The sequence below is a fragment of the Nocardia araoensis NBRC 100135 genome (genome assembly GCF_000308435.1).
GTDB classification, from domain to species: domain Bacteria; phylum Actinomycetota; class Actinomycetes; order Mycobacteriales; family Mycobacteriaceae; genus Nocardia; species Nocardia araoensis.
On the sequence record NZ_BAFR01000001.1, the window covers coordinates 1 to 22,245 of the forward strand.

19 protein-coding genes and 1 tRNA gene are annotated in these 22,245 nt (G+C 69.0%); 9 read left to right on the forward strand and 11 right to left on the reverse strand.

Going from position 1 to position 22,245, the window contains the following annotated elements; all coding sequences use genetic code 11:
• The 3 genes from ON21_RS00005 to ON21_RS00015 form a co-directional block, all read right to left on the reverse strand.
• A partial coding sequence (locus tag ON21_RS00005) for a PP2C family protein-serine/threonine phosphatase (protein WP_039794129.1) occupies positions 1 to 734 on the reverse strand: 734 nt, incomplete at its 3' end.
• On the reverse strand, positions 731 to 1,198 hold the full coding sequence (locus ON21_RS00010) for an FHA domain-containing protein FhaB/FipA (RefSeq protein WP_014980860.1): 468 nt from the start codon (positions 1,196 to 1,198) through the stop codon (positions 731 to 733). The genes ON21_RS00005 and ON21_RS00010, both read right to left, overlap by 4 nt.
• A 205-nt stretch (positions 1,199 to 1,403) precedes the next feature.
• Entirely contained in the window at positions 1,404 to 2,798 is a 1,395-nt protein-coding gene (locus ON21_RS00015) for an FHA domain-containing protein (RefSeq protein ID WP_039794132.1), read from the reverse strand.
• A gap of 225 nt (positions 2,799 to 3,023) precedes the next feature.
• On the opposite strand from ON21_RS00015, the gene ON21_RS00020 reads away from it, so the two are divergent.
• A tRNA-Leu gene (locus ON21_RS00020) sits at positions 3,024 to 3,106 on the forward strand.
• A 504-nt stretch (positions 3,107 to 3,610) separates the two neighbouring features.
• Here ON21_RS00020 and ON21_RS00025 read toward each other — a convergent pair.
• Positions 3,611 to 3,940: a hypothetical protein gene (locus ON21_RS00025; RefSeq protein ID WP_039794134.1), complete on the reverse strand. Its 330-nt coding sequence runs from the start codon at positions 3,938 to 3,940 to the stop codon at positions 3,611 to 3,613.
• 651 nt (positions 3,941 to 4,591) lie between these two features.
• Here ON21_RS00025 and ON21_RS35545 point away from each other — a divergent pair.
• From ON21_RS35545 to ON21_RS00050, 5 genes are all read left to right on the forward strand, one after another.
• Entirely contained in the window at positions 4,592 to 5,641 is a 1,050-nt protein-coding gene (locus ON21_RS35545; protein ID WP_051020099.1) for a helix-turn-helix transcriptional regulator, read from the forward strand.
• Positions 5,638 to 7,077 carry a pyridoxal phosphate-dependent aminotransferase gene (locus ON21_RS00035; RefSeq protein WP_039794135.1) on the forward strand — a complete coding sequence of 480 codons (1,440 nt, stop codon included), beginning with the start codon at positions 5,638 to 5,640 and terminating at the stop codon, positions 7,075 to 7,077. Before ON21_RS35545 ends, ON21_RS00035 begins: the two co-directional genes overlap by 4 nt.
• Positions 7,074 to 8,057, forward strand: a complete 984-nt coding sequence (locus tag ON21_RS00040; protein ID WP_039794136.1) for a Rossmann-fold NAD(P)-binding domain-containing protein — start codon at positions 7,074 to 7,076, stop codon at positions 8,055 to 8,057. Before ON21_RS00035 ends, ON21_RS00040 begins: the two co-directional genes overlap by 4 nt.
• A 21-nt stretch (positions 8,058 to 8,078) precedes the next feature.
• The gene (locus ON21_RS00045) at positions 8,079 to 8,846 is read left to right on the forward strand and encodes an SDR family NAD(P)-dependent oxidoreductase (protein ID WP_039794137.1); all 768 of its coding nucleotides are present in this window, start codon (positions 8,079 to 8,081) and stop codon (positions 8,844 to 8,846) included.
• Between the two features lie 246 nt (positions 8,847 to 9,092).
• Positions 9,093 to 10,496 (forward strand): hypothetical protein, encoded by a 1,404-nt coding sequence (locus ON21_RS00050; protein ID WP_245562372.1) that lies wholly within the window; start codon positions 9,093 to 9,095, stop codon positions 10,494 to 10,496.
• Positions 10,497 to 11,294: 798 nt separating this feature from the next.
• On the opposite strand, the gene ON21_RS00055 is transcribed toward ON21_RS00050, so the two are convergent.
• The gene (locus ON21_RS00055; protein WP_039794140.1) at positions 11,295 to 12,320 is read right to left on the reverse strand and encodes a stage II sporulation protein M; all 1,026 of its coding nucleotides are present in this window, start codon (positions 12,318 to 12,320) and stop codon (positions 11,295 to 11,297) included.
• A gap of 43 nt (positions 12,321 to 12,363) precedes the next feature.
• Here ON21_RS00055 and ON21_RS00060 point away from each other — a divergent pair, with 43 nt between their 5' ends.
• Positions 12,364 to 13,164, forward strand: a complete 801-nt coding sequence (locus ON21_RS00060; RefSeq protein ID WP_039794142.1) for an RDD family protein — start codon at positions 12,364 to 12,366, stop codon at positions 13,162 to 13,164.
• Here the strand turns inward: ON21_RS00060 and add are convergent.
• The 6 genes from add to ON21_RS00090 all read right to left on the reverse strand — a co-directional run bounded on the left by add (position 13,143) and on the right by ON21_RS00090 (position 19,024).
• Positions 13,143 to 14,162 (reverse strand): adenosine deaminase, encoded by a 1,020-nt coding sequence (gene add, locus ON21_RS00065; RefSeq protein ID WP_039794143.1) that lies wholly within the window; start codon positions 14,160 to 14,162, stop codon positions 13,143 to 13,145. The genes ON21_RS00060 and add overlap by 22 nt on opposite strands.
• A 70-nt stretch (positions 14,163 to 14,232) precedes the next feature.
• Entirely contained in the window at positions 14,233 to 15,519 is a 1,287-nt protein-coding gene (locus tag ON21_RS00070) for a DUF58 domain-containing protein (RefSeq protein ID WP_039794144.1), read from the reverse strand.
• 3 nt (positions 15,520 to 15,522) lie between these two features.
• Positions 15,523 to 16,500 carry an AAA family ATPase gene (locus ON21_RS00075; protein WP_039794147.1) on the reverse strand — a complete coding sequence of 326 codons (978 nt, stop codon included), beginning with the start codon at positions 16,498 to 16,500 and terminating at the stop codon, positions 15,523 to 15,525.
• A gap of 67 nt (positions 16,501 to 16,567) precedes the next feature.
• Complete coding sequence (locus tag ON21_RS00080; RefSeq protein WP_039794149.1) at positions 16,568 to 17,599, reverse strand: DUF4129 domain-containing protein; 1,032 nt, start codon at positions 17,597 to 17,599, stop codon at positions 16,568 to 16,570.
• Complete coding sequence (locus tag ON21_RS00085; protein ID WP_245562373.1) at positions 17,596 to 18,468, reverse strand: hypothetical protein; 873 nt, start codon at positions 18,466 to 18,468, stop codon at positions 17,596 to 17,598. Before ON21_RS00085 ends, ON21_RS00080 begins: the two co-directional genes overlap by 4 nt.
• 16 nt (positions 18,469 to 18,484) lie before the next feature.
• The gene (locus ON21_RS00090) at positions 18,485 to 19,024 is read right to left on the reverse strand and encodes a TetR/AcrR family transcriptional regulator (RefSeq protein WP_039794151.1); all 540 of its coding nucleotides are present in this window, start codon (positions 19,022 to 19,024) and stop codon (positions 18,485 to 18,487) included.
• Between the two features lie 84 nt (positions 19,025 to 19,108).
• Between ON21_RS00090 and ON21_RS00095 the strand changes: the two genes are divergently transcribed.
• Complete coding sequence (locus ON21_RS00095; protein ID WP_039794154.1) at positions 19,109 to 20,647, forward strand: MFS transporter; 1,539 nt, start codon at positions 19,109 to 19,111, stop codon at positions 20,645 to 20,647.
• Positions 20,648 to 20,940: 293 nt separating this feature from the next.
• A partial coding sequence (locus ON21_RS00100) for an MFS transporter (RefSeq protein WP_086006329.1) occupies positions 20,941 to 22,245 on the forward strand: 1,305 nt, incomplete at its 3' end.

Sequence of the window (22,245 nt, forward strand, 5' to 3'; positions counted from 1 at the left end):
GGGTGGCTCTGGCCGTAATCCAGGTCGATGACGTCGGCAACGACGACGGTCACGTTGTCCGGACCGCCGCTGCGCAATGCCAGCTCGATGAGCCGGTCGGCGCACTCGTCGGTGCTGCCCTCGCGCATCGTGTTCGCGATGGTCTCGTCGCTGACCACGTCCGAGAGACCGTCGGAGCACAGCAGGTAGCGGTCACCGGCGCGCGCTTCGCGCATGATCAGCGTCGGCTCGATCTCGTTGCCGGTCAGCGCGCGCATGATCAGCGAACGCTGCGGGTGCGTGTGCGCCTGCTCCGGTGTGATCCTGCCCTCGTCGACCAGCGACTGGACGAACGTGTCGTCCCGGGTGATCTGGGTGAGCTCGCCGCCGCGCAACAGGTAGGCGCGGGAGTCGCCGATGTGCACGAGGCCGAGCTTTTTACCTGCGAAGAGGATCGCGGTGAGCGTGGTGCCCATGCCGTCGAGCTCGGGCTCCTCTTCGACCTGATCGGCGATGGCGGCGTTGCCTTCTCGGGTGGCCGCGTCGAGCTTGCCGAGCAGATCGTCGCCGGGTTCGTCGTCGTCGAGGTGGGCGAGCGCGGCGATCATCAACTGGGACGCGACTTCTCCCGCGGCATGGCCGCCCATACCGTCGGCGAGTGCGAGCAGCCGGGCGCCCGCGTACACGGAGTCTTCGTTGTTGCCTCGGACGAGACCGCGGTCGCTGCGCGCTGCGTAGCGGAGAACAAGTGTCACGATCGCAGCTCGATCACTGTTTTGCCGACACGGACGGGCGTGCCGAGTGGAACACGGACGGCGGTGGTGACTTTCGCGCGATCGAGGTAGGTGCCGTTCGTCGAGCCGAGGTCCTCGACGTACCAGTCGTCACCACGCGGAGACAGTCGCGCATGCCTGGTCGAGGCGTAATCATCGGTGAGTACCAGCGTGGAATCGTCCGCACGCCCGATCAGCACCGGTTGGGTGCCGAGCGAGATGCGGGTGCCGGCGAGTGAACCCTGAGTCACCACAAGAAATTTGGCGCCCTTCTGGCCCCGGCTGAAGGATGGCAGCACCGCGGAACCGCGTGCGGCCCTGGGCTGGATCCGGATGCCGGATGCCGCGTAGATGTCGCTGCGCAACGTGCGCAGCACAGCCCACACGAACAACCACAACAGCAGAAGGAACCCCGCACGGGTCAGTTGCAGGATCAGTCCCTGCACGGCGCTCCACCTCCTGTTCGACCGTGTACGTCGGTGCCGTAGGTGCGGTTCGACCACCCCCACCAGCCTGCTGGTCTTGTCGGCCCCGGTGTCGGCGCCGCGCGTGTGTTGGCAGCATCATAGGGCCGTCGGTCGATTTCGATCACGATACGACCGACGAATCCCTCGAGAGCCATGTCGTGACCTGCACCGCGAGCTTACGGGATCAGACGATACGGATCAGGATCTCGGAGTGCCCGGCACGGATGACGTCGCCGTCGGCGAGCTGCCAATCCTGCACCGGGGAACCGTTCACCAGGGTGCCGTTGGTGGAGCCGAGGTCGGACAACATCGCGGTCTGCCCGTCCCAGCGCACCTCGATGTGCCTGCGCGAGACGCCGGTATCGGGCAGCCGGAAGTGCGCGTCCTGGCCGCGGCCGATGATGTTGCTGCCTTCCCGCAGCTGGTAAGTGCGGCCGCTGCCGTCGTCCAGCTGGAGGGTCGCCGAATAGCCCGAACCGGCCTGCGGCGCGGCGCCGTAGGCTTGCCCGCCCGCGTAGCCCTGCTGCGCGCCGTACCCCGGTTGCTGCGAGTATGCCTGGCCGTAGCCAGCTTGGTCGTCCTGGCCGTAGCCGCCTTGGTCGGCGTAGTTCTGGTCACCGTAGCTCGGATCGGTGTATCCCGACTGCCCGTAGCCGGGCTGACCGTATCCTTGCTGGCCGTAGCCCTGATCGGCGTAGCCCTGCTGGCCGTAGCCGGAGTCGCTGTAGCCCTGCTGGCCGTAGCCTTGGTCGGCGTAGCCCTGCTGGCCGTAGGCCTGGTCGCCATAGCCTTGCTGGCCGTAGCCGCGCTCCCCGTAACCGCCCTGCTGGCCGTAGGCCTGGTCGGCGTAGCCCTGCTGGCCGTATCCCGACTCGCCGTAACCGCCCTGCTGGCCGTAGCCCTGGCCACCCTGCGGGTAGTCGTAGCCGTTCTGGTAGTCGCCGTAACCCTGCTGAGCGTCCGGAGCCTGGTAATCCGCCCCGTACGCGCCGCCACGGCCGTAGTCGTCGCGGTACGCGCCGTTCTGCGGGCCGCCGCGTCCGGCAGGCGGTGGAGCGTACCCGCGGTTGCGTGGATCGGACTCCGCGGGCTCACGGCTCGGGTCGTAGCCTGAGTTCTGCGTCATGGGGCCAGCTCCTGGTTGCGGGGTTGCAGGTCGTTGTGGCGGTGATTCGGGGCCGCGAGCCGCGCTGGCTCTGTGTCCGACGTCGGGATCGACGCGGCCACTCGCCCTGAACTGTCCGGTGTGCAGCGTAGGTGATGCCTCGAACGCCACGTGTACTTCGCCGTAGGTCTGCCAGCCTTGCTCGCGGATGTAGTCCTGTAGATGTTTGGCGAATGCGCGGGTGGTGAGGTCGTGGTCGGCATCCAGCTGCTGGTGATCGGAGGAATTGATCGTGATCACATAGCTGTTGGGTGCCAGCAGATGACCGCCGCCCAGGTCCTGGACATGGTCGGCGGCCTCGCGTTGCAGCGCCGCCTCCACCTCCTGAGGTACGACACTGCCGCCGAAGACTTTGGCGAACGCGTCACCGACGGCGCCTTGCAGGCGACGCTCGAATCGCGAAACGATGCCCATCTCGGCCTCCCTTCGGTACGCGTCTCTTCCTGATTCGTAACAACGACACGCGTGTATGGCGTGTCGCTAATCGACCACGTTCATTGCATGATATCCACGATCGTCCACACCTGTAACTCTTGGCGACGGCCGCGGGTTCCCGGACCCGTTCAGCCCCCCGGTCAGGCCTCTGAAATGGCGATTTCGTATCCGGCGCGCGGCCGTGATACTGTCTCCCAGTCGCTCGGGCGAGTGGCGGAATGGCAGACGCGCTGGCTTCAGGTGCCAGTGTCCTTCGGGACGTGGGGGTTCAAGTCCCCCTTCGCCCACAGACGAGATGCCGTGTATCAGGTTCATGCTGATACACGGCATTCCCATTTTCCGGATACCCACACGAAGCCGGTCCGAGGCCGGCGCGCGCCTTGCCATGGTCGGCGATACGCCCAGCCCCGGGCCGATGCCGCGAGACGGCGGCGGTGAGCGGAGCCGGTCGGCGGTCAGTTGCGACACCGTGCCGTCCCGCAGGTCGGTGATCTCGATCCCGGCCAGCTGGATGAAGGGATATTCACCGAGGATGCCGTCGACGGCCGCCGCGATCTCGTCGACCGTACGTCTCGAGACACAGGAGTCTTCGAATCCGGCGATCCGGAGGCCATGGCGAGCGGCGAGCGCCCGCGCGGCGGCCACCGCATCCGGGTCGGTCCGAAGGCGGGAACGCTTCGCTCCGCTGTTCTCGAGGTGGGAATCACTCGCTGCCCGGATGCGGGCAAGGGCCGATGCGGTGCACCGGTCGGAATCGCCGGCCTCGCGCTGCGCCGGGCCGGGTCGCGCGATCAGGCGGGCAGGGGCGTGTGGACGCGGCAGCTCGGTGAACTGTCGCGTTCGGTGATGCGGACGTACAGCCGCAGCAGCACCTCACGCAAGGTGATGCCGAGCTCGGCGGCGCGAATGGCGGCCAGCTCGAGCGCGAGGTCGCTGGTGAGCGCGCCGGGATCGCTGAGCATTTCGTCGAGCACCATCCCGCTGACAGCCTGCTCGCGGGTCAGGGCGACCATGGGTAACCAGCTGAGTTCCCAAGCGCTGTCGGAGGAAAAGGGAAGCAGTTTCGCTGTTTCCGGGGTGATGTCGCTGGTGATGATCGAATCGGTGATGTCGAGTGCCATGATCTGCTCTCATTCACTCTGTTCGGTATGACGCGGACCCGCCGGGCTCGCCCGGAGTGCGGTGACCGCGCTCGGCCACGGCGCGAAAACTTCGATTTCGTCCGTGCCCGAATTACTCGGTGCACTGATGCTTCGGAAGGGCGCGAGCGCCGAAGACGGGGTGGTCATCCCTGACCACGGACGCGGCCGGCTCGGCTCGGCTCGCGCGGTAACGAGGTATCCGTATCCGGCACCTCCTAGAGTTGTCGAGCCACCGAGTGCGACAAGTGTGAAAACGCCTGTGGCTAGGTCGAATTGCGATGGCTTCGAGATCAAGGCTAGGTAGTGACACCTCATGCTGTCAACGAAGCTTTAGCGCTTCGTGACGATATTGTGTAAGCATTTCCGCTTTGAAATAGTCATGTAGCCCAGCGTATGTCGCTTATCGGTGGGAGTATCGCTCCTTGCTGCCGACTGGAGTCCGGAAAGCGTGTTTATGAGCGCCTTCAATCACGCGGCGGCGGGAGAGTGATCATGCGGCCGGGTTGCTGGTTGACAACGAAATTCGGCGAACGCGATTCATCCGCCGCCCCTTGACACTTGATGACTAAAATGTCGCTTCGTGATACTGCGTGAGCACGCGTATGCAAGGTGCGGGATGGGAGGCGCGGAATGGCTGACACGGGCTCGGATGAGCAGGTCGGCAACCTGGTCCGTAGGCTACGACTAGAGCGCGGATACACCCAGGCGTCGCTCGCCACCAGAGCGGGCTGCTCCCGCAGCCTGATTCAGCAGATCGAGAACGGCAGCCGGATTCCGCCGCTCGCGCTGCGCGAACGCTTGAGTCTTGCGCTCGGTGCGGAACTGCCGACCGACGGTAGCGCGGATCCGGCGACCGATCCGACCAGCAGCGCCTACTACGACCTGCGGATGCGATTCAACGTCCTGCTGGGCAAGGATCCCGAATTGGTCTCACGCGCATTGAGTATCGCGCAGAGCCTGATCGACGCCTCCGGCGCGCGGGCGGAGATCGAGCCGCTGCGCCTGGTCGCCGACCGGCAGTTGGAGCGCGCCGAGGAGATCCTCGCGCAGATTCCCTCGCGCAGCGCCACGGTGTGGGAATGGAACACCGTCACCGACTGGCTGACGATCCTGGAACAGGCCACCACGTCGGTGCGCGCGATCCACACCGCGGACCTGGGCACGATCGGCGGCGATGTCGGCGACGACTACCACGCGGCGATCCTGCGCTTGGCCGACAAGGCACATCCACCGAAGATCGATGTGCGGCGGATGTATGTGCTCGACGACATCTCGGATGTCTGGCCCTATGACGACAAACTCTGGAAGCAGGCCCGTTCGGGCGTGGAAAGCGTGCTGGTCAAGCGCGAGTACGCCCGCAACGCGCAGAGCATGCTCGTGGTCGACGACCGCTACGTCGCGGTGGGCGAGTACGACTACTCGCGCCAGGCCCGGGTCGCGACCCGCTTCTCCGCGCTGAAACACGATGTCGCGTTCGCGGTCCGCCGCTTCGAGAAGCTCTACGACCTCAGGCGCGCCGGTACGGCCATCGTGGTGGACCAGATCGTCGCGCAGCCGCCGCTGGCGGAGTTCGAACGCCTTGCCGATGGCAACTGCCGCAGCCTGTTCCGCGCCGCACTCCAGGAGAAATGGAACACCATGCCCGCACCGGGAGACTCTTCAGAAGGCGAGGTTCCGTGACTCAGAGCCAGGTGCTCACCGATCCGCTCGCCGACCTGGCGACGCTGACCAATCGCTCCGAGGCCAGGAAACGTGAAGTGCGCGGTCATGTTTCGCGGGACGCCTGGTTCGCCGGAACCGGTGGCCGCCGCTACTCGGGCGTCATCGACGCCTACCACGGCGAAACCGGCCGGGCCCCGGACGCGCACGCGATCGCGGCGCTGGACCGGGCCTGGCGCGAAAGCCTGCACATCGCACCTTCGGCGGAGTATCTCGACGGCAGGCTCTACGACAAGCGGCAACCGCTGATCCTGCGCGAGTTAGCGGCTCGCAAGCTGTTCGAGCGCCTGTCGCATCCGGTCGAGGGGGTGCCCGGCGTCCGGGTGCGCCCCGAGGAGGTGATCGTCTGCCCGTACTCGAGCACGATGCTGCTCGAAGAGGCGGTGGCCACCTTGGCCAGACCGGGCGGGGTGATCGTGTGCCCGGAGGGCTTCTACAAGAGCTCCAGCATCCACGTGGAGAAATTCGGTTTGCGCATCGTCTCCTGCCCGGTGGCTCCGGACGATGCCTTCAAGATCGATCCCGCCCGGCTGGCCCGCTGCCTCGCGGAACTGCGTGCGACGGGCGAACTGTGCGGCGTGTTGCTCACGCTGCCGGGCAACCCGGTGGTCGCGGACTACACGGCGACCGAGCTGGCGGAACTGGGGCGGGTGCTGCTCGACTGCGGGGTTCCGGTGATCTGCGACATGGCCTTCGATCGGCTGGTGGCCTCGCACATCCCGATCGCCGCACTGCACGTCGACACCGAGCAGGGCATCCGGCGGCTGTACGACGTGGTGCTGACCATCACGGGAAATTCGAAGGGCTACAACGCCTTCGGTCCGTGCAAGATGGGTGCGGCCTGCACGGGCGACAGCGAGTGGCTGGCACGGATCCGGGAGCGGCTCACCATCTCGTTCCAGCGCGAGACCACCCATCTGGCCCGCGCCGTCCTCGAGCACACCTCCGAGGACTACTTCGACCGCAATCACGCGCTGATGCGGGCGCAGATCGATCGGGCTTGCGGCCGGATCGCCGCGATCAACACCCGGTTGGGCACCGACGTGCTGCGACCGCTGGGCACCCCGGAAGGCATGTTCGTCTCGGTGGTGTTCGATCGCGCGCTTCTCGACAAGGCGGGTCTGCGCACGAGTGCGCAGGTGGAGGACATGTTGCTCGCCGTGGCCGGGGTCGACAGCGTCGCGCTGGACCGGACCGGCTCGCTGCGCCCCGGCGTCCGGTTGAACGTCCTCGCTCCACGCAAGGCGCCGCGGCAGGAGTCGCCCGCTTTGATCGAGGAACTCTTCGACCGGCTGGAGCAATTGATCCGCGACATCGTCGGCGGACTCACCTATCGCGACGCGCTCGCCGATCGCGGACTGACAGCTCTGGTGGCGGAGCACAGGGCCGCACGATGATCGTCGGAGTGCTGCGCGAGACCGCGCCGCGAGAGACTCGCGTGGCGCTCACCCCGCACGGCGTGCGCACGCTGTCGGCGGCGGGACTCCGCGTTCTCGTGCAGGAAGGCGCGGGGCGCGGTGCGGGTTTCACCGACGGGGACTACAGCGCGTCCGGGGCGGTCGTCATCGAGGACCGCGCGGCTGTGTTCGAGCGCGCGGGCATCGTCGTCTGGGTGAAACCGCCCGCGTTCGAACTGGATTCGATGCCGCTGCGCGCGGGGACGACGCTGCTCGGCTTCCAGGATCCGCACCACCGCCGCGACGAGATCGACCGGTTGCGCCGCCGCGGCATCGAATCGGTCGCCTTCGACGCGGTGCCGCGCGACCACACGACCACCGAGTTCGACGCGCTGTCCACCATGAGCCGGATCGCGGGCGCGGTGGGTTACGCCGAAGGCAGGCGATTGCTCGCTCCCGCGCGGCTCACCCGCCCGGTCCGTGCCCTGGTACTGGGGTGCGGTGCCGCCGGGCTCGCCGCCGTCGCGGCAGCGCGCACCTTCGGCGACGAGCGGCCGACGGCGCTCGGCAACCGCCTCGCACAGCGGGCGGCCGCGATCGAGGCGGGCGCGGGGGAGTTCGTGCCGAACTCCGACGACAACGCGGCGCTGCTGGACACGCTCGCCGCCACGCCGCCGGACCTGGTCGTCTGCACCGCCGTGCACCGTGGATCCCCGGCGCCTCGCCTGCTCGGGCAGGCGGCGCTGGACCGGCTCGGCTCGGGGACGGTGATCGTCGACCTGGTGGCCAAGGCGGGCGGCAATTGCGTCGCGACCGTGCCGGACCGGACGGTCACCCTGCCCAACGGCGTCGTCGTCACGCATCGCTCCAACTACCCGGCGGCGCGTCCGGCCTCGGCCAGCCATGCGTACGGCGCGGCCACGGTGGCCATGGTGCTGCGAATCGCCGGGGAGCGGCGGAAGTCCCTTGACGCTCGATGAGAACGTGTTCTAATTTTTGGCATGCGCAGATTTGACGGCCGCCGCGTGGTGGTGACGGGAGCGGGATCCGGCATCGGTCAGGGCATCGCCCTGCGGCTGCTGGACGAAGGGGCGCAGCTGGTCGCCGCCGACATCGACGCGGCGGGCCTGGCGGCCACCGCGGAGAAGGCGGGCGACGGCGCGGAACGACTGCGGACGGTAGAGGTCGACACCGCCGATCCGGAGTCGGTACGCACCGCGACCGGAGCGGCGCTGGAGTTCCTCGGCGGACTGGACGTGCTGGTCAACGCGGCGGGCATCCTGCGCCCCGCGCGCACCCACGAGATGCCGCTCGATGTGTGGGACCAGGTGATCCGGGTGAATCTCACCGGCACCTTCCTGATGACCCAGGCCGCGCTGCCCGCGCTGCTGGACACCGGACGCGGCGTGGTGGTCAACATCTCCTCCACCGCGGCCTTCAGCGCGGCGCCCTACCTCGCCTCCTACGCGGCGTCCAAGGGCGGCGTGAACGCCTTCACCCACGCCATCGCCCTGGAGTACGCCAAGCAGGGCTTGCGCGCGGTGAACATCGTTCCGGCCGGCATCACCAGCGGTATCACGACGAAGTCGATCCTGGATCAGCCCGAAGGTTTCGACCCGCAGCTGTTCTCTCGCATGACCGGATGGCTCAACGGTGGCGCGCTCGGGTCCCCGGAGGACATCGCCGGGGTGGTCGCCATGGTCGCCTCCGACGACGGGCGGTACATGACCGGGACCGAGATCAGGGTCGATGGCGGCGCGCTGATGTAGTCAGCCGGGCGTCGCGACCAGCAGATGGTGCGGAATCGGCGCGTTCGCCAGGCGCCGGTGCTCCACCGTGCAGCCCGCCTGTTCCAGCGCCGCGATCACCTCCGGCACCGGACGCAGGGTGAAGCCGTAGGACGTGGACGTCGGCCACGGTGCCGCCCGGCGCGGCGAATACCCGAATACTGTTCTCTCCGGTATCCGTTCGGATACCGCGTTGCCCAGCGAAAGAGGACCGCGATGCGCCGGCCGATGACTCTCTTCGCTGCTTGCGTGCTGGCACTGCTACCCGCTCAGCCCGCTTCGGCGGCCGGACCATGGGGTCCGCTCGCGCCGCCGAATCCTTTCCTCGGGCCGACCGGCACCGCCACCATGCACGGTGACGCGGGGTCCTCCGATGCGACACCGCTCGCCGGTCCGGACGCCGGCGCTTCGGCAGTGGGCGCCTACCCGCTGGCCTCGGCGTGTCCCACCCTGCTGGAGGGGTCGGACCGACTCGTGGTCGCCCTGTGCACCGCGATCGCTGGACAGACCCCGACAGTGCATCTGCTCGACCCGGCTGCGCCGGGCCCGTTGGCCTCGTCGCTCGCCGCGCTGCCGTTGACCAAGGGCAGCCTGCTCGGCGGCGTGTACGCCTATCTGGACCAGGACGACCGCTTGCTGGTCGTGGACGGCACCGATCGGTTGCTCCGGGTGCGGCACGAGCGCGACGCGGCGGGAACGTGGCGGCTGATCGGCGAAGAGTCCGCCGACCTCGGGCCCGTGATCCCGGCGGGGGACAACGTGACAGGACTCGTGCCGGACTGGTCGGGCAATGTGTGGTTCGCGACCGGCCGCGGTGTGGTCGGATTCGTCACCCCTGCCGGGCGGGTCACCGCGTTGACGCTGCCCACGGGGGAGCTGGTGGCCAACAGCATCTCGGCGGCCCCGCGCGGACAAGTGGCGGTGGCGACGACGCACGCGCTGTACGAACTGCGCGTCGGCGCGTCCGGCGCTCCCGAGATCTCTTGGCGTGCGGCCTACGATCGGGGATCGGCGCGCAAGCCAGGACAGCTCAGCTGGGGCACCGGGTCGACGCCCACCTACTTCGGTCCCGCGACCGGCGCGGACTATCTGACCATCGTCGACAACGCCGACGGACAGGTGCACGCCCTGGTGTTCCGGTCCGGTACAGGCGAATCGGTGTGTTCGGTTCCGGTGCTCGGCGAGGGCGGGCCGGGAAGCGAGAACTCGCCCGTCGGTATCGGTCGTTCGATCTTCGTGGCGAGCACGTACGGCTACCCGTATCCGGCGCTGCCGGAGGGGGCGGGGCCGGCGTCGCCGCCGAACGCCCCGTTCATCGGTGGGATGACACGGGTGGATGTCGCCGCCGACGGATGTCATGTGAGGTGGGAGAACCGGATTCGGAGTGCCGCCGTTCCGCGGCTGTCCACGGCGGACGGCGCGCTCTACACGGTCGCTCGGGTCGGCCCGGATCACACCACACCCGTGGACGGCTACGCGTTCACCGTCCTCGACCCCGAAACCGGTGCTGTCACCGCGTCGCACCCGCTCCCGGGCGCCGTCGTCGACGATCCATTGCAGACCGCGCCGCTCATCACCCATGACGGCCGTCTGCTCCAAGGCACGGTCACCGGGATACTGCGCGTCGGTTGAGCCCCCTTGTCGCTGCGAAGTGATTCAGGTCACTTCTCGGGGCGATTCGAGCCCTGGATGGCCATTTTCGGCGGTGTGCGGCTCCGGGGGGTGACCCCCCGTCGAGTGTGACGTGGGTCTCTCCAAGTCGGGTGTCACGGTGTCGATTTCGCGTGGTTCGGCGCTTGGTAACGGCAGGTGAGGCGAAGATCACATGACTCGTTATGGTTGCGGCTCCGGTGCTGAACCGGGCCTGCGCCACGGGTGAAGGAGACCCTTTTCACTCACTGGTTAATGCGGAGCTTGCCGGGGAACTGCCCGGTCTTCCCCGCGTGCCGCTATGTCTTTACCCGGTTTATTACCGCGTAAACAAACTTGTGGTCTCTTTCTGTTGCTCCGTGCTCAGCAACTGCCCTTTCGTGCAAATGAACGTGCAGGTGGGGAGGGGTGCCGGTAACCATGGAGGGGTCTATTGAAACGCTCGGCTAACGACTGAAGCGAGTTCCGATTCATTGCCGGAAAGCATTCCTCGCGACTATTCCGACGGTGTCGCCGGAGCGCTGCCCGGTCGCCGAAACCGCGGTCTCGCGGGTCGCATGTAGTTAGCTGACACCCGGCGAAAGGAGGCCGCCGCAAGGGTTTGCTGGGGTGCTGCTTTATACGCTTGACCTCGGCGGGGAGGGTTGCGTAGGGATAACGGTTGTGTAGAGTTGTCGGTAACGCTGGCCGCAGCTAGAGCAGCGACTCGCTGCGGCCAGCGGAACTCAAATGGGGGACTTCCGAACGGATCCGGCGCCGCTTAGCTGCCGATTCCCCCGGTCACTTCGCCCAGCGTGTGCTGAATGTTGGCTGCATCACAGTAATCGGGCGACCGCTCGATGCCTCGGCCTCCGGCCTCGCCTGCTCCGCGACCGCGCGCCGCCCCACTCCGAACACGTACACCAGGAACAACGCCTCGGCGGTGAACCCGATCCCGATCCGGATCGGCGCGGGCAGCGGGCTCGGCGTCACGAATCCTTCGATACAGCCACACACCAGCAGTACTCCGACCAGGCCGAGCGCGACGGTCGCGGTCGCCCGCCCCTGCCTGGCCACCGCCTCCGCCCGGCTGAACCGCCCCGGATCGATCAGCGTCCAACCGAGTTTCAGCCCGACGCCGCCCGCGACGAACACCGCGGTCAGTTCCAGCGTGCCGTGCGGAAGGATGAAACCGAAGAACGCATCCAGCCGCCCCGCGTCGGCCATCAGTCCCGCACTGACGCCCAGATTCAGCGCGTTCATGAACAGCAGGTAGACCGCGGGCAGGATCAGGACGCCGGTGAACAAGGCGATCGCCGTCACCCACGCGTTGTTGGTCCACACCTGCGCGGCGAAGGCCCCCTGCGGATGCTCCGAGTAGTACGTCTCGAACGCGCCACCCGGTGCGGTGAGACTCTGTGTCTGTTCCGGGATTCCGAGTACTTCGCGGGCCGAATCGAATCGGTCGACCCAGACTGCCAATCCGGCCGAGACCAACAGGAACACGGCGGCCACACCGGCCCACCACGGCCACGCCCGGTACAGCGCCGCCGGGAAGCGGTGCGTGACGAACCGTCCGATCTCCTGCCAGGTATCGGCTCGCGTCCCGAGCACCCGGCCCCGCGCGCGTGCCAGCAGCGCGCTCAGCCCGGCGATCAGCTCCGGGTCGGGGCTGTGCGACTGCAAACGCGCCAACTGCTGGGAGGTGCGGCGGTAGAGCAGGACGAGTTCGTCCGCCTCCGCGCCGGTCAGTTTGCTCCGCTTGGACAAGTAGTCGAGCCGGTCCCACGCCCTGCGGTGCGCCAGGCTGTATGCGTCCACGTCCATTCGGTTGCCTCCCACTCCCGCCGGTCGCAAGAATGCTATCGACATGGCTGAGTTCACCACCGGCGAAGCAGTGGCCCTGGAACTGCCGATCGCCCGCATCCCCACCAGGGCCGCCGCGTTCCTGATCGACGTGCTGGCCCAGTGCGCGCTCGGGTTCGTGCTGTTGTTCGCGATCGTCACGCTGCTGCTGCCCGCGGGCGTCGACTCCGCCTGGCTGGACGTGGTCATGCTGGTGACCATCGTGACCGTGCTGGTCGGCTACCCGGTGGCCTGCGAGACCGCTTGGCGGGGGCGGACACTGGGCAAGCTGATGCTCGGGCTGCGGGTGGTGCGCGCGGACGGCGGGCCGATCGACTTCCGGCACGCGCTCACCCGCGGCTTGGCGGGCGCGATCGTCGATTTCTGGATGCTCGGCGGATTCGGCGTCATCGCGGTGCTCACCTCGATGTGCTCGCCGCATGCGCGGCGGATCGGCGACGTGCTCGCCGGCACGGTGGTCGTGCACGCGCAACGCCCGTTGCCGCCGCCCGCGCTCGCGATCGCGCCGCCGTGGCTGACCGGGTGGAGCGCGCAGCTCGATCTGTCCGGGCTACCGGAAGATCTCGCGCTGGCGATGCGGCAGTATCTGACCCGCTTGCGCACCTTGACGCCCGCGGCGCAACACCAGCTGGGTGCGGCGCTCGTGGCCGAGGTGTGCGGCCGGCTGCGCGTCGCGCCACCGGCCGGTTGTCCGCCGTCGCAGGTTCTCGGCGCGGTCATCGCCGAACGCCAGCGTCGGGTGCTGCCGCAGCCGCTGCACCCGGTGTTCCCGCCGCGCGCCGGTCAGCCGTTCGCCGCGACGTAGTCGTCGATCTCGCGCAGATAGGCGTCCTGCCTGGCGGGCGTGATCCAGGAGGCGCGGAACGAGTTCCGGGCCAACTCGACCAGCTCGTCGGGCCCGAGACCGCCCTGCTCGGCGAGCGCGAGGTAGTTGTCGGCCACGTACGCGCCGAAGTACGCGGGGTCGTCGCTGTTGACCGTCACCGTCAGCCCGCGGTTCAGTAGTCCGGCGATCTCGTCGGCCTTCATCTGCGCCGTGACGAACGAGTTCGACACCGGGCAGCAGGTGAGCGCGATCCCCTTGGACCCGGCCAGTTCGACCAGGCGGTCGTCCTCCACGATGTTGGTGCCGTGGTCGAGGCGGTCGACGGCGATGTCCTCCAGCGCCTGGCGGATGTGTTCGATCGAATCCGGCTGGTCGATGTCGCAGTGCATCGTCAGCTGGAACCCTTCCGTGCGGGCGCGCTCGAAGACGGCGGCGAACTTGCTCGGCGGGTTGTCCCGCTCGTCGGAATCCAGCCCGACCCCGAGGATCCAGCTCTTGTACGGCAGCGCTTCCAGCAGCGTCGCCATGGCGTACTCCGCGGAATGGTCGCGCAGGAAGCACAGGATCAGCTCGGCGGAAATCCCCAGCTCCCGCCGCGCCCGTGCGATCGCCGAACGGTACCCGCTGATCACCGTGGGGAACGGGACTCCACGTCCCGTGTGCGCTTGCGGATCGAAGAACAGCTCGGCATGACGCACGCCTTGGCCGTGCGCTCGGCGCAGATAGTCGAAGGCGAGGTCGTGGAAGTCCTCCGGGCGCTGTAGCACGCGCATCGCGGGGTAGTAGACCTGGAGGAACGACGTCAGGTCGTGGAATCGATAGGTCCGCTTGACCTCCTCGACGCTCTTCTCCGGCAGCTCGATGCCGTTGCGCCGGGCGAGGCGGAACTTCAGCTCCGGCTCCAGCGTCCCTTCCAGATGCAGGTGCAGTTCCGCTTTCGGCAATCCGCGGACGAAGGCGGCGAGATCTGAGGCCATGGGGTCATGATCCTCCTCGGCGGGCGCGCGAGGATGCGCTTCGCCGAGACCGCGGCCCTGCGCGCAGGAGTCAGAGGGCGCCGGATTGCTTCAGTTCCAGGTATTCGTCCGCCAAGGCCTCCGGCAGTCGTTCCGGGGACGCCGCGACGACCGCGATCCCCGTGCGACGCAGCGATTCCTGCACAAGCGCGCGTTCGGCGAGCACGGATTCGGCCGCGGCCGCGGCGTAGAGGTCCTCGCGCCGGGTGGCCGCCGCGGCGACATCGGGGTCGGTCACCGAGACGATGAGCACACGGTGCCGTTGGGCCAGAACCGGCAGCACGGGCAACAGGTTCTCCTCCACCGCGGCGCCGTCGAGACTGGTGAACCAGACGATCAGGCTGCGCCTGCGGGTGCGCTGAATGGCCGCTCGCACCAGCCCGGCGCTGTCGGTGTCGACGAGGGCGGGAGTGATTCCGGCCATGGCGTGCAGCAGCTTCGACTGCAAGCCTCTTCCGCCGACATCTCGGATCTCGGCGCGCGCTCTGCGGTCGTAAGCGAGCAGGTCGACCGAATCGCCTGCGGCGGCGGCCAGGCCGCCGAGCAGCAGGGCCGCCTCGATGCTCGCGTCCAGGCGGGTGCCGTCGCCGACCCGGCCCGCGCTGACCCGGCCGGTGTCCAGCAGCATCAGCATGTGCCGGTTGCGCTCCGGACGCCAGGTGCGGACCAGGACGTCGGTGGCGCGGGCGGTGGCGCGCCAGTCGATGGCCCGCACGTCGTCCCCGGCGACGTACTCCCGGAACGAGTCGAATTCGGTGCCCTGCCCGCGCAGGTCGGCCAGATTGCGACCGTCGAGATGCTGCAACCTCTTGACCTTCGACCGCAGCAGCCGTTCGGCGCGGAACGCGGGCAGCGCCCGCACCCGGGCGGGCACGTCCCGCCTCGTCTGCCTGCCCGCCAGCCCGAGCGGGCCGAGCAGCCTTACCGTGACCTGGCCCGCGACCCGATCGCCGCGGTAGGTGGGCGTGAGCGTGGTGCGGAGGCGGACCTTGGTGCCGGGGGCGAGCTCCAATCCGTGCGCGCGGTTCTCGGCGCGTGCGCTGTCGGGCCAGTCGTCCCATACCGTCCCGCGCAGCGTGCGGGCTCCGGTGTTGACCGCGACGAGTTCCACTTCGACGGAACGCCCGAGGCGCACCGTGGTCAGTGCCGCGCGGGACAGCGCCAGGTCGCGCGCCCGCCCCACCGCGCCGAGATCGATGAGCATCCCAGCCGCCAGGACGCAGGTCACCACGACCACGCCGAGCGCCGACGGCACGACCAGGGTGACGAACAGGGCCGCCACGCCTGCCGCGGCGGCCAGCCGACCGGTGACGACCATCGGCTACACCGGGACCGGAACAGAAAGCAGCAGCGACGACAGCACGCCCTCGGCGGTCACGCCGTCCAGTTCGGCCTCCGGACGCAGGTGCAGGCGGTGCCGCAGCACGGCGACGGCGACAGCCTTCACGTCGTCCGGTGTGACGAACCCGCGCCCGGTGAGCCAGGCGAACGCGCGGGCGGCCGCCATCAGGGCGGTCGCGCCCCGAGTCGATGCGCCGTGCTGGACGGCGGGCGAGGTGCGGGTGGCCCGGCACACATCGACGGTGTAGGCGAGCACCTCGGGGGTGATCGTGGTCTGCGCGATCGCGGCGCGGGCGGCGGCGAGGTGCGCGGGGCCCGCGACCGGACGCAGTCCCGCGCCGGTGAGGTCGCGTGGATCGAAGCCCGCGGCATGGCGTTGCAGGATGCGGAACTCGTCGTCGCGACCGGGCAGGTGGATGTCCACCTTGAACAGGAACCGGTCCAGCTGCGCCTCCGGCAGCGGATAGGTGCCCTCCTGCTCGATCGGGTTCTGAGTGGCGACGACGACGAACGGATCGGGCAGCGGCTGCGGCTTCCCGTCCACCGAGACCTGGCGCTCCTCCATCGACTCCAGCAGGGCCGACTGAGTCTTGGGCGGCGTGCGGTTGATCTCGTCGGCGAGCAGCAGGTTGGTGAACACCGGGCCGTGCCGGAAGGTGAACTCGGCGGAGTGCGGATCGTAGATCTGCGACCCGGTGACATCGCCCGGCATCAGGTCGGGGGTGAACTGCACCCGCGCGTGCTCCAGGTCGAGGGCCGTGGCCAGCGCCCGCACCAGCAGCGTCTTGGCCACGCCCGGCACGCCTTCGAGCAGTACGTGGCCGCGGCACAGCAGAGCGAGCACCAGGTACATGACCGCGGTGTCGTTGCCGACCACCGCTTTGCCGATCTCGGCGCGCAGGGCGTGGAACGCGGCGCTCGCCTGCTCGGCCGTCGGGGTGGTCTCGGTGCTGGTCATTGCATCTCCTGTGGTTCGCGGGCGTTCCCGCAGTCCATGAGCCGGGCGTTGATCGAGCGCGGACGTCTCATCCGACCTCCGATTCGATCCGTTCGAGCTGAGCGGCGACCACCCGGAGGGCCTCCGGATCGGGCACCGGGCCGAACAGGGCGGCGCCGATCTGGTCGGGGTGGGCGCCGACGCGCGCGGCGATCACGGCGACGATCCGGTCCGGCGGGGTGTCGGCCGTGATGCCGAGCGGGGTGCGAATGCGGCGCAGTGTGGCCGCTCGCAGCTTCCCGGCGACGTGATCGTGGTCCTTCGAGCGGCGGTACAGCGCGGCCTGGCCGGCGAGCAGTTCGTTCGCGGCCACTTCGACGGGGCGGGGCTCGCGCACCAGAGCGCCCCGTCTGCGGGCCCGCCACCACACCACCAGCGCGGCTGCGATCAGGAACTGCGCACCGCCGTAGAAGACCCGCGCGGGCAGCCGGTCCCAGATCGGGTCGTCGCCCGCCCCGAAGCCGGGGCGGTCCGGCGGCGGGATCTCGGGCAGATCCGGCGGCGGTTGCGGCGGCGGCGCGGTAGGCGCGATCGGCGCACCGCAGGATTGCAGGGTGCCGTAGGCCAGCAGCAGTAATGCGGCGGTCGCGGCAAGCACCGCCCAGAACTTGGGATTGCGCAAGAGATTCGGCAGCGGCGGCAGTCTGCGCTTGGTGCGCGGCGCCTGCTCGACCGCCTCGATCTCCACCGGTTCCGGTGCGGGCGGCGGTGCGGATGCGGAGAACCGGTCGGCGTATTCCAGCCTGCGGTATTCGTCTTCGGTGGCGCGACGTCCGCCGTAGACCACCTCGTCGAAACTGTGTGCCGCGGGCTGGATCTCGGTGGCGACCTCGAGTGGCAGCGCGGTCGTCACGTCGTCGGCGGTCTCGCGCGCGGTGCGTGACCGCCGGACCTCCAGTACACCTCCCTGTTCCAGGCCGCGCAGCACGGCGCGGAAACGTTCCCGCAGGGCACGGTCGAAATCCCGCTGCCCCGCGGCCGATTCGGCGGCGGCGCGATGTTCGGCGGCTGCGCCCAGCCGCGGTGTGCCGGGCGCCTGGTCGTTCGTGGCCCCGCTCATCGCGCCTCCCGCCGGGGGATGCGAATGTCCAATCCTTCTCTACGGCAGCGGCGATCGACGTAGCACACCACCCGCGACGAAGCCTCGACCACTTCGCCGAAGGCCGTCACCAGCAGGACCGCCGACGTGGTCAGCACGATCACCGGCCACCGGTGCGTGCCGGAGAAGTCGGAGACGAACAGCGGAATGGCCAGCAGCGGAACCGCCAACAGCGTGAACAGAGCCCGCTGGGCGATCCAGAGCCCCGTGGTCGGCCACTCCGCGCCCTCGGCGAGGAGTTTCGCGCGCGCGACGCCGTCGCGGTGCGACGTACGTTCGACGAGCAGCACCGGTACCGCGACCCAGCGGCCGGCGCGCAGCCGGCCCAGCCAGATCGCCGCGAGCGGTAGCGTCACGATCAGCGGGCCGCCCAGCGCGAGCACGCCGACGCCCACCAGGGTGAACAGCAGCTGGAACACCAGCAGCGGGCCGAGCGACCCGCCGAATCGGCGCAGCGCGGTCCGGCGGTCGATCGGCGCGCCGCCGACGGTCGCGAGACCGAGGACCACGGTCGTGCCGCGTAGGACGAACCGCAGCACCCAAGCGCAGGCCGCGGTGGACAGGATCGCCGCCCAAGCGACACCGGAGTCGGAGCCGTCGCCGAACTCGGCGACGCTGCCGGTCACCGCGACGACCACGGCTTCGGCGAGCAGCAAACCCGTAACGCTCAACCCGGCCAGGGCGCGGATGTTCGCCTGGATCAGCGCGAACGGCACATCGAGCAGTTCACGGAAACTCAGCGGTCGGATCGGCACCGTCGTTCCGGGAGACCCCGGTACCGGATCTGTTCCCACCCCGACGGCGCCGGCCGGTTCGGCGGCTGGCAGCACGGGCCGAGTCTAACCGTCAGGGCCGCAGTAAGCGGTCCACCACGTGCCGGTAGCGAGCTGGATCGATGGGCGGCAGACCGAGCAGTGCGCGCAGGTACACGCCGTCGCCGACCAGCCGGATGAGGTCGGCCTGGACCGGGTCGGCGACCTCTTCGTCCAGACCTTTCGACCAGAAGTTCATCAACTCGACCAGCGCGTGCTGCACCTCGTCGGGCTCCGGGGTGGCGTCGATGGTGCGCATGGTCGCGAGCATGGACCGGTAGAGCGCGAGCTCGACCGCCTCCGCCGCGTCGGCCGGGTTCGGCGTCTGCAGATACCACTCGGCTACCGAGCTGCCTTTCGCGACCGCGCTGTCCAACTGCTTGCTCGCCCGGTCGGTCAGTCTGCGGACCAAGCCCGCGAGCAGCGCGTCCTTGCTTTTGAAGTGATAGAGCAAGCCGCCTTTGGAGACGCCCGCGGTGGCCGCGACGTTCTCCAAGGTCACCTGCGACATGCCTTTTTCCAGGATCAAGGTCTCGAGCGCGTCCAAGATGCGGTCGCGGGTGTCAGCCGTCACCGGCCAACTATACCGTCTGGACGGTTTGGTTGGGTACTATACCGTCTGGACGGTAAGAAACCGACGACAGAAGTCGAGAAAGTCATGACTCCCCAGACCGCACAGCCCACCGAACGATCAACCAACGCCCCACCCCGTGCGGGGGCGCGCGAGTGGGTGGGGCTGTCCGTGCTGGCGCTCGCCCTGCTGTTGCTGGCCGTCGACGCGACGGTGCTCGATCTGGCCGTGCCCGCGATCACCGCCGATCTCGCGCCCACCACGCCGCAACTGCTGTGGATCATCGACGTCTACTCGTTCGTGCTCGCCGGACTGCTCGTCGTCATGGGCAACCTGGGCGACCGGATCGGACGGCGCAGGCTGCTGCTGCTCGGCGCGGCCGGATTCGGCGTCGCCTCCGTGCTCGCGGCGTGGTCCTTCACACCGGAGATGCTCATCGCGGCACGCGTGCTGCAAGGTGTCGCCGGTGCGACGCTGATGCCAGCGACACTGGCGTTGATCAGGTCGATGTTCCTGGATCCGCGGCAGCGAACCGTCGCGATCGCGGTGTGGAGCGCGATGGCGGGCGGTGGCGCCGCGGCGGGACCGCTGCTGGGCGGCTGGCTGCTGGAGCACTACTGGTGGGGTTCGGTCTTCCTGGTGAACCTGCCGGTCATGCTGGTGCTGATCGGGCTCGGCCCGGTGCTGATCCCGGAGTCGCGTGATCCGCGGCCCGGTCGCTTCGACCTGCTCAGCGCCGTGCTGTCGATGTGCGCGCTGGTGCCGGTGGTGTACGCGGTGAAGGAGTTCGCGGCGCACGGTGCGAGCGTCCGTGGCGCGGTGATCGGCGTGCTCGGCCTGCTGGCCGGCGTGTGGTTCGTGCGCAGGCAGCGACGACTGGCGAAACCGATGCTGGACCTGGCGCTGTTCGCGCTGCCGAAGTTCCGCACCGCGGTGCTGACCAATCTGCTCGCGGTGTTCGCACTGGCCGGTGTGCTGTTCTTCGGCTCCCAGTACCTCCAGCTGGTGCTGGGCCGCTCCCCGCTGCAGGCGGGATTGCTGCTGCTGCCCGGACTGTCGGCCGGGATGATCGCCTCGCTCGCCGCGGCATGGTTGGTGCGGCGGCTGCGGCCTGGCACGGTGCTCGGCGGCGCGCTGATCACGGCGGCGCTGGGCGCGGCGCTGTTCGGCCTGCTCGGCCCCGACGCGGCCACCAGTACGACGCCGTTCGTGGTCGGTTTCCTGTTCGTCGGGGCGGGCGTCGGCGTCGCGCTGACCGTGTCTTCGGATCTGGTGGTCGGCTCGGCGCCGCCGGAGCGCGCGGGCGCCGCCGCCGCCGTGTCGGAGACCGCGTACGAGACCGGCGTCGCGCTGGGCGTAGCGATCCTCGGCAGCGTGGTCATGGCGATCTTCCGGAACGGTCTCGACCTCACCCACGTGCCGGGCGACCGGATGGATGCCGCCTCGGAATCCCTTGGCGCGGCTACGGCTTTCGCGCGTGAACTGCCGGAAGCCGCCGGGCACGCGTTCCTCGCATCGGTGCACGAGTCCTTCGTCTCGGGAATTCACTTCGCGGCCGTCGGCACCACGTCGATCCTGTTGATCGCGGCGGTGGTGGCGTTCCGGCTGCGCCATGTGCGCCGGTGATTTCGTCCGGCCTGGCAGCCGACTCGCCGATCGCCGCGACCGCCGGGCAGCTCGACGCCCGCGCAGCGTGGACAGGCTACGGGTCAGCTGGACTGCCGTATAGCGCGGACGCACCTGCGCCCCTCTGATACCGGGCTCGGGGGCCGGGTGCGTCCGCTCGGCTGGAGGTAGCAGGTGACACAACCATCGGTTGTGTCAATGCGGCCTGTCAGTTGTTTGATCCCGCCTCCGCAACCTTGCTTTGATCACAGCGCTCAACAGCGAGTTGTTCGAAGCGGGAGGTGCGGAGTCCGGTGGCTGGACGGTCTCTTGGTCGGCAGTTCGGATGGTTGTGGACGGCCTACGCGGTCAGCGCCTATGGCTCCGGGCTGGGGTTCGGTGCGTTACCGCTGATCGCTGTGCTGGTGCTGGACGCCGGTCCCATTCAGGTGTCCGCGCTGTCCGCTGTGGGGCCTGCGGTGGGCGCGCTGATCGCCTTGCCGCTCGGGCCGTGGGTGGAATTTCGCCGCAAGCGACCGGTGATGATCGCGATGGACCTGGCACGGTTCGCGGTCATGACGACGATCCCGGTCGCCTACGCCTTCGGCCGACTCGGGTTCGCCCAGTTGCTGGTGGTCTCGGCCGTGGTCGCCGCGGCCAAAATCGCCTTCAACGCGGCGAGCGGAGCCTATCTGAAGGCCCTCGTCCGGCCGGACGACCTGCTCGTGGCCAACGCCCGGTTCGAGTCGACGACGTGGAGTTCCACCGCCATCGGGCCCCCACTGGGCGGGGCGGCGATCGGCCTGTTCGGGCCGGTCGCCACCGTGGTGGCCGACGCGCTGAGTTACCTGCTCTCCGCGCTGGGGATCAGCGCGATCCGGGGCCGAGAAGAACAACCTCGGCGAACCGGCGAGCGTCAGGTCCGGGCCGGTGAGTTGCTCGACGGCTGGCGGCACCTCCTGACTCACCCCGGCTTACGGGCGCTTTACCTCAACCAGCTGCTCGTCGCCGGACTGATCATGGCCACCGAGCCGCTGTTGGCCGTGCTGATGCTCCGCCAGTTGGGATTCGCACCCTGGCAGTACGGTCTCGCCTTCGCCGCTCCGTGCGTCGGCGGACTCATCGGCTCACGCCTCGCAGGCCGGGTCGTTGCGCGGTATGGCCAACCCGGGGTCCTCCGTGCCGTCGGCACGCTGCGCGCGGTCTGGCTGATCGGCCTCGCGTTAGTCCAGCCCGGTGCCGCGGGCCTTGCGACGGTGATCGCTGTCGAGCTCGCGATCATCATCAGCATGAGCCTGTACAACCCGGTACTGGCCACCTATCGACTCGAACACACACCCGGAGACCGAGTCGCCCGCATGCTGACGGCTTGGTCGATCAGCAGCAGCGCGGCCATCGCCATTCTGAGCGCGCTCGGCGGACTGCTCGCCGCCGCCACCAGCCCGCGCACCGCTATCACGATCGCGGGACTGCTGATCCTGGCCAGCCCGCTGCTGCTGCCCCGCCGCCGGGATTCGCCACCTAGGACCGACCTCGCGGTGACGAGAGCCCATGCCCGATCACAACTGACCCTGAGCCACACGTCCGACGCCGCGGCCGAGCCGCCGCGGGAAAGGAAT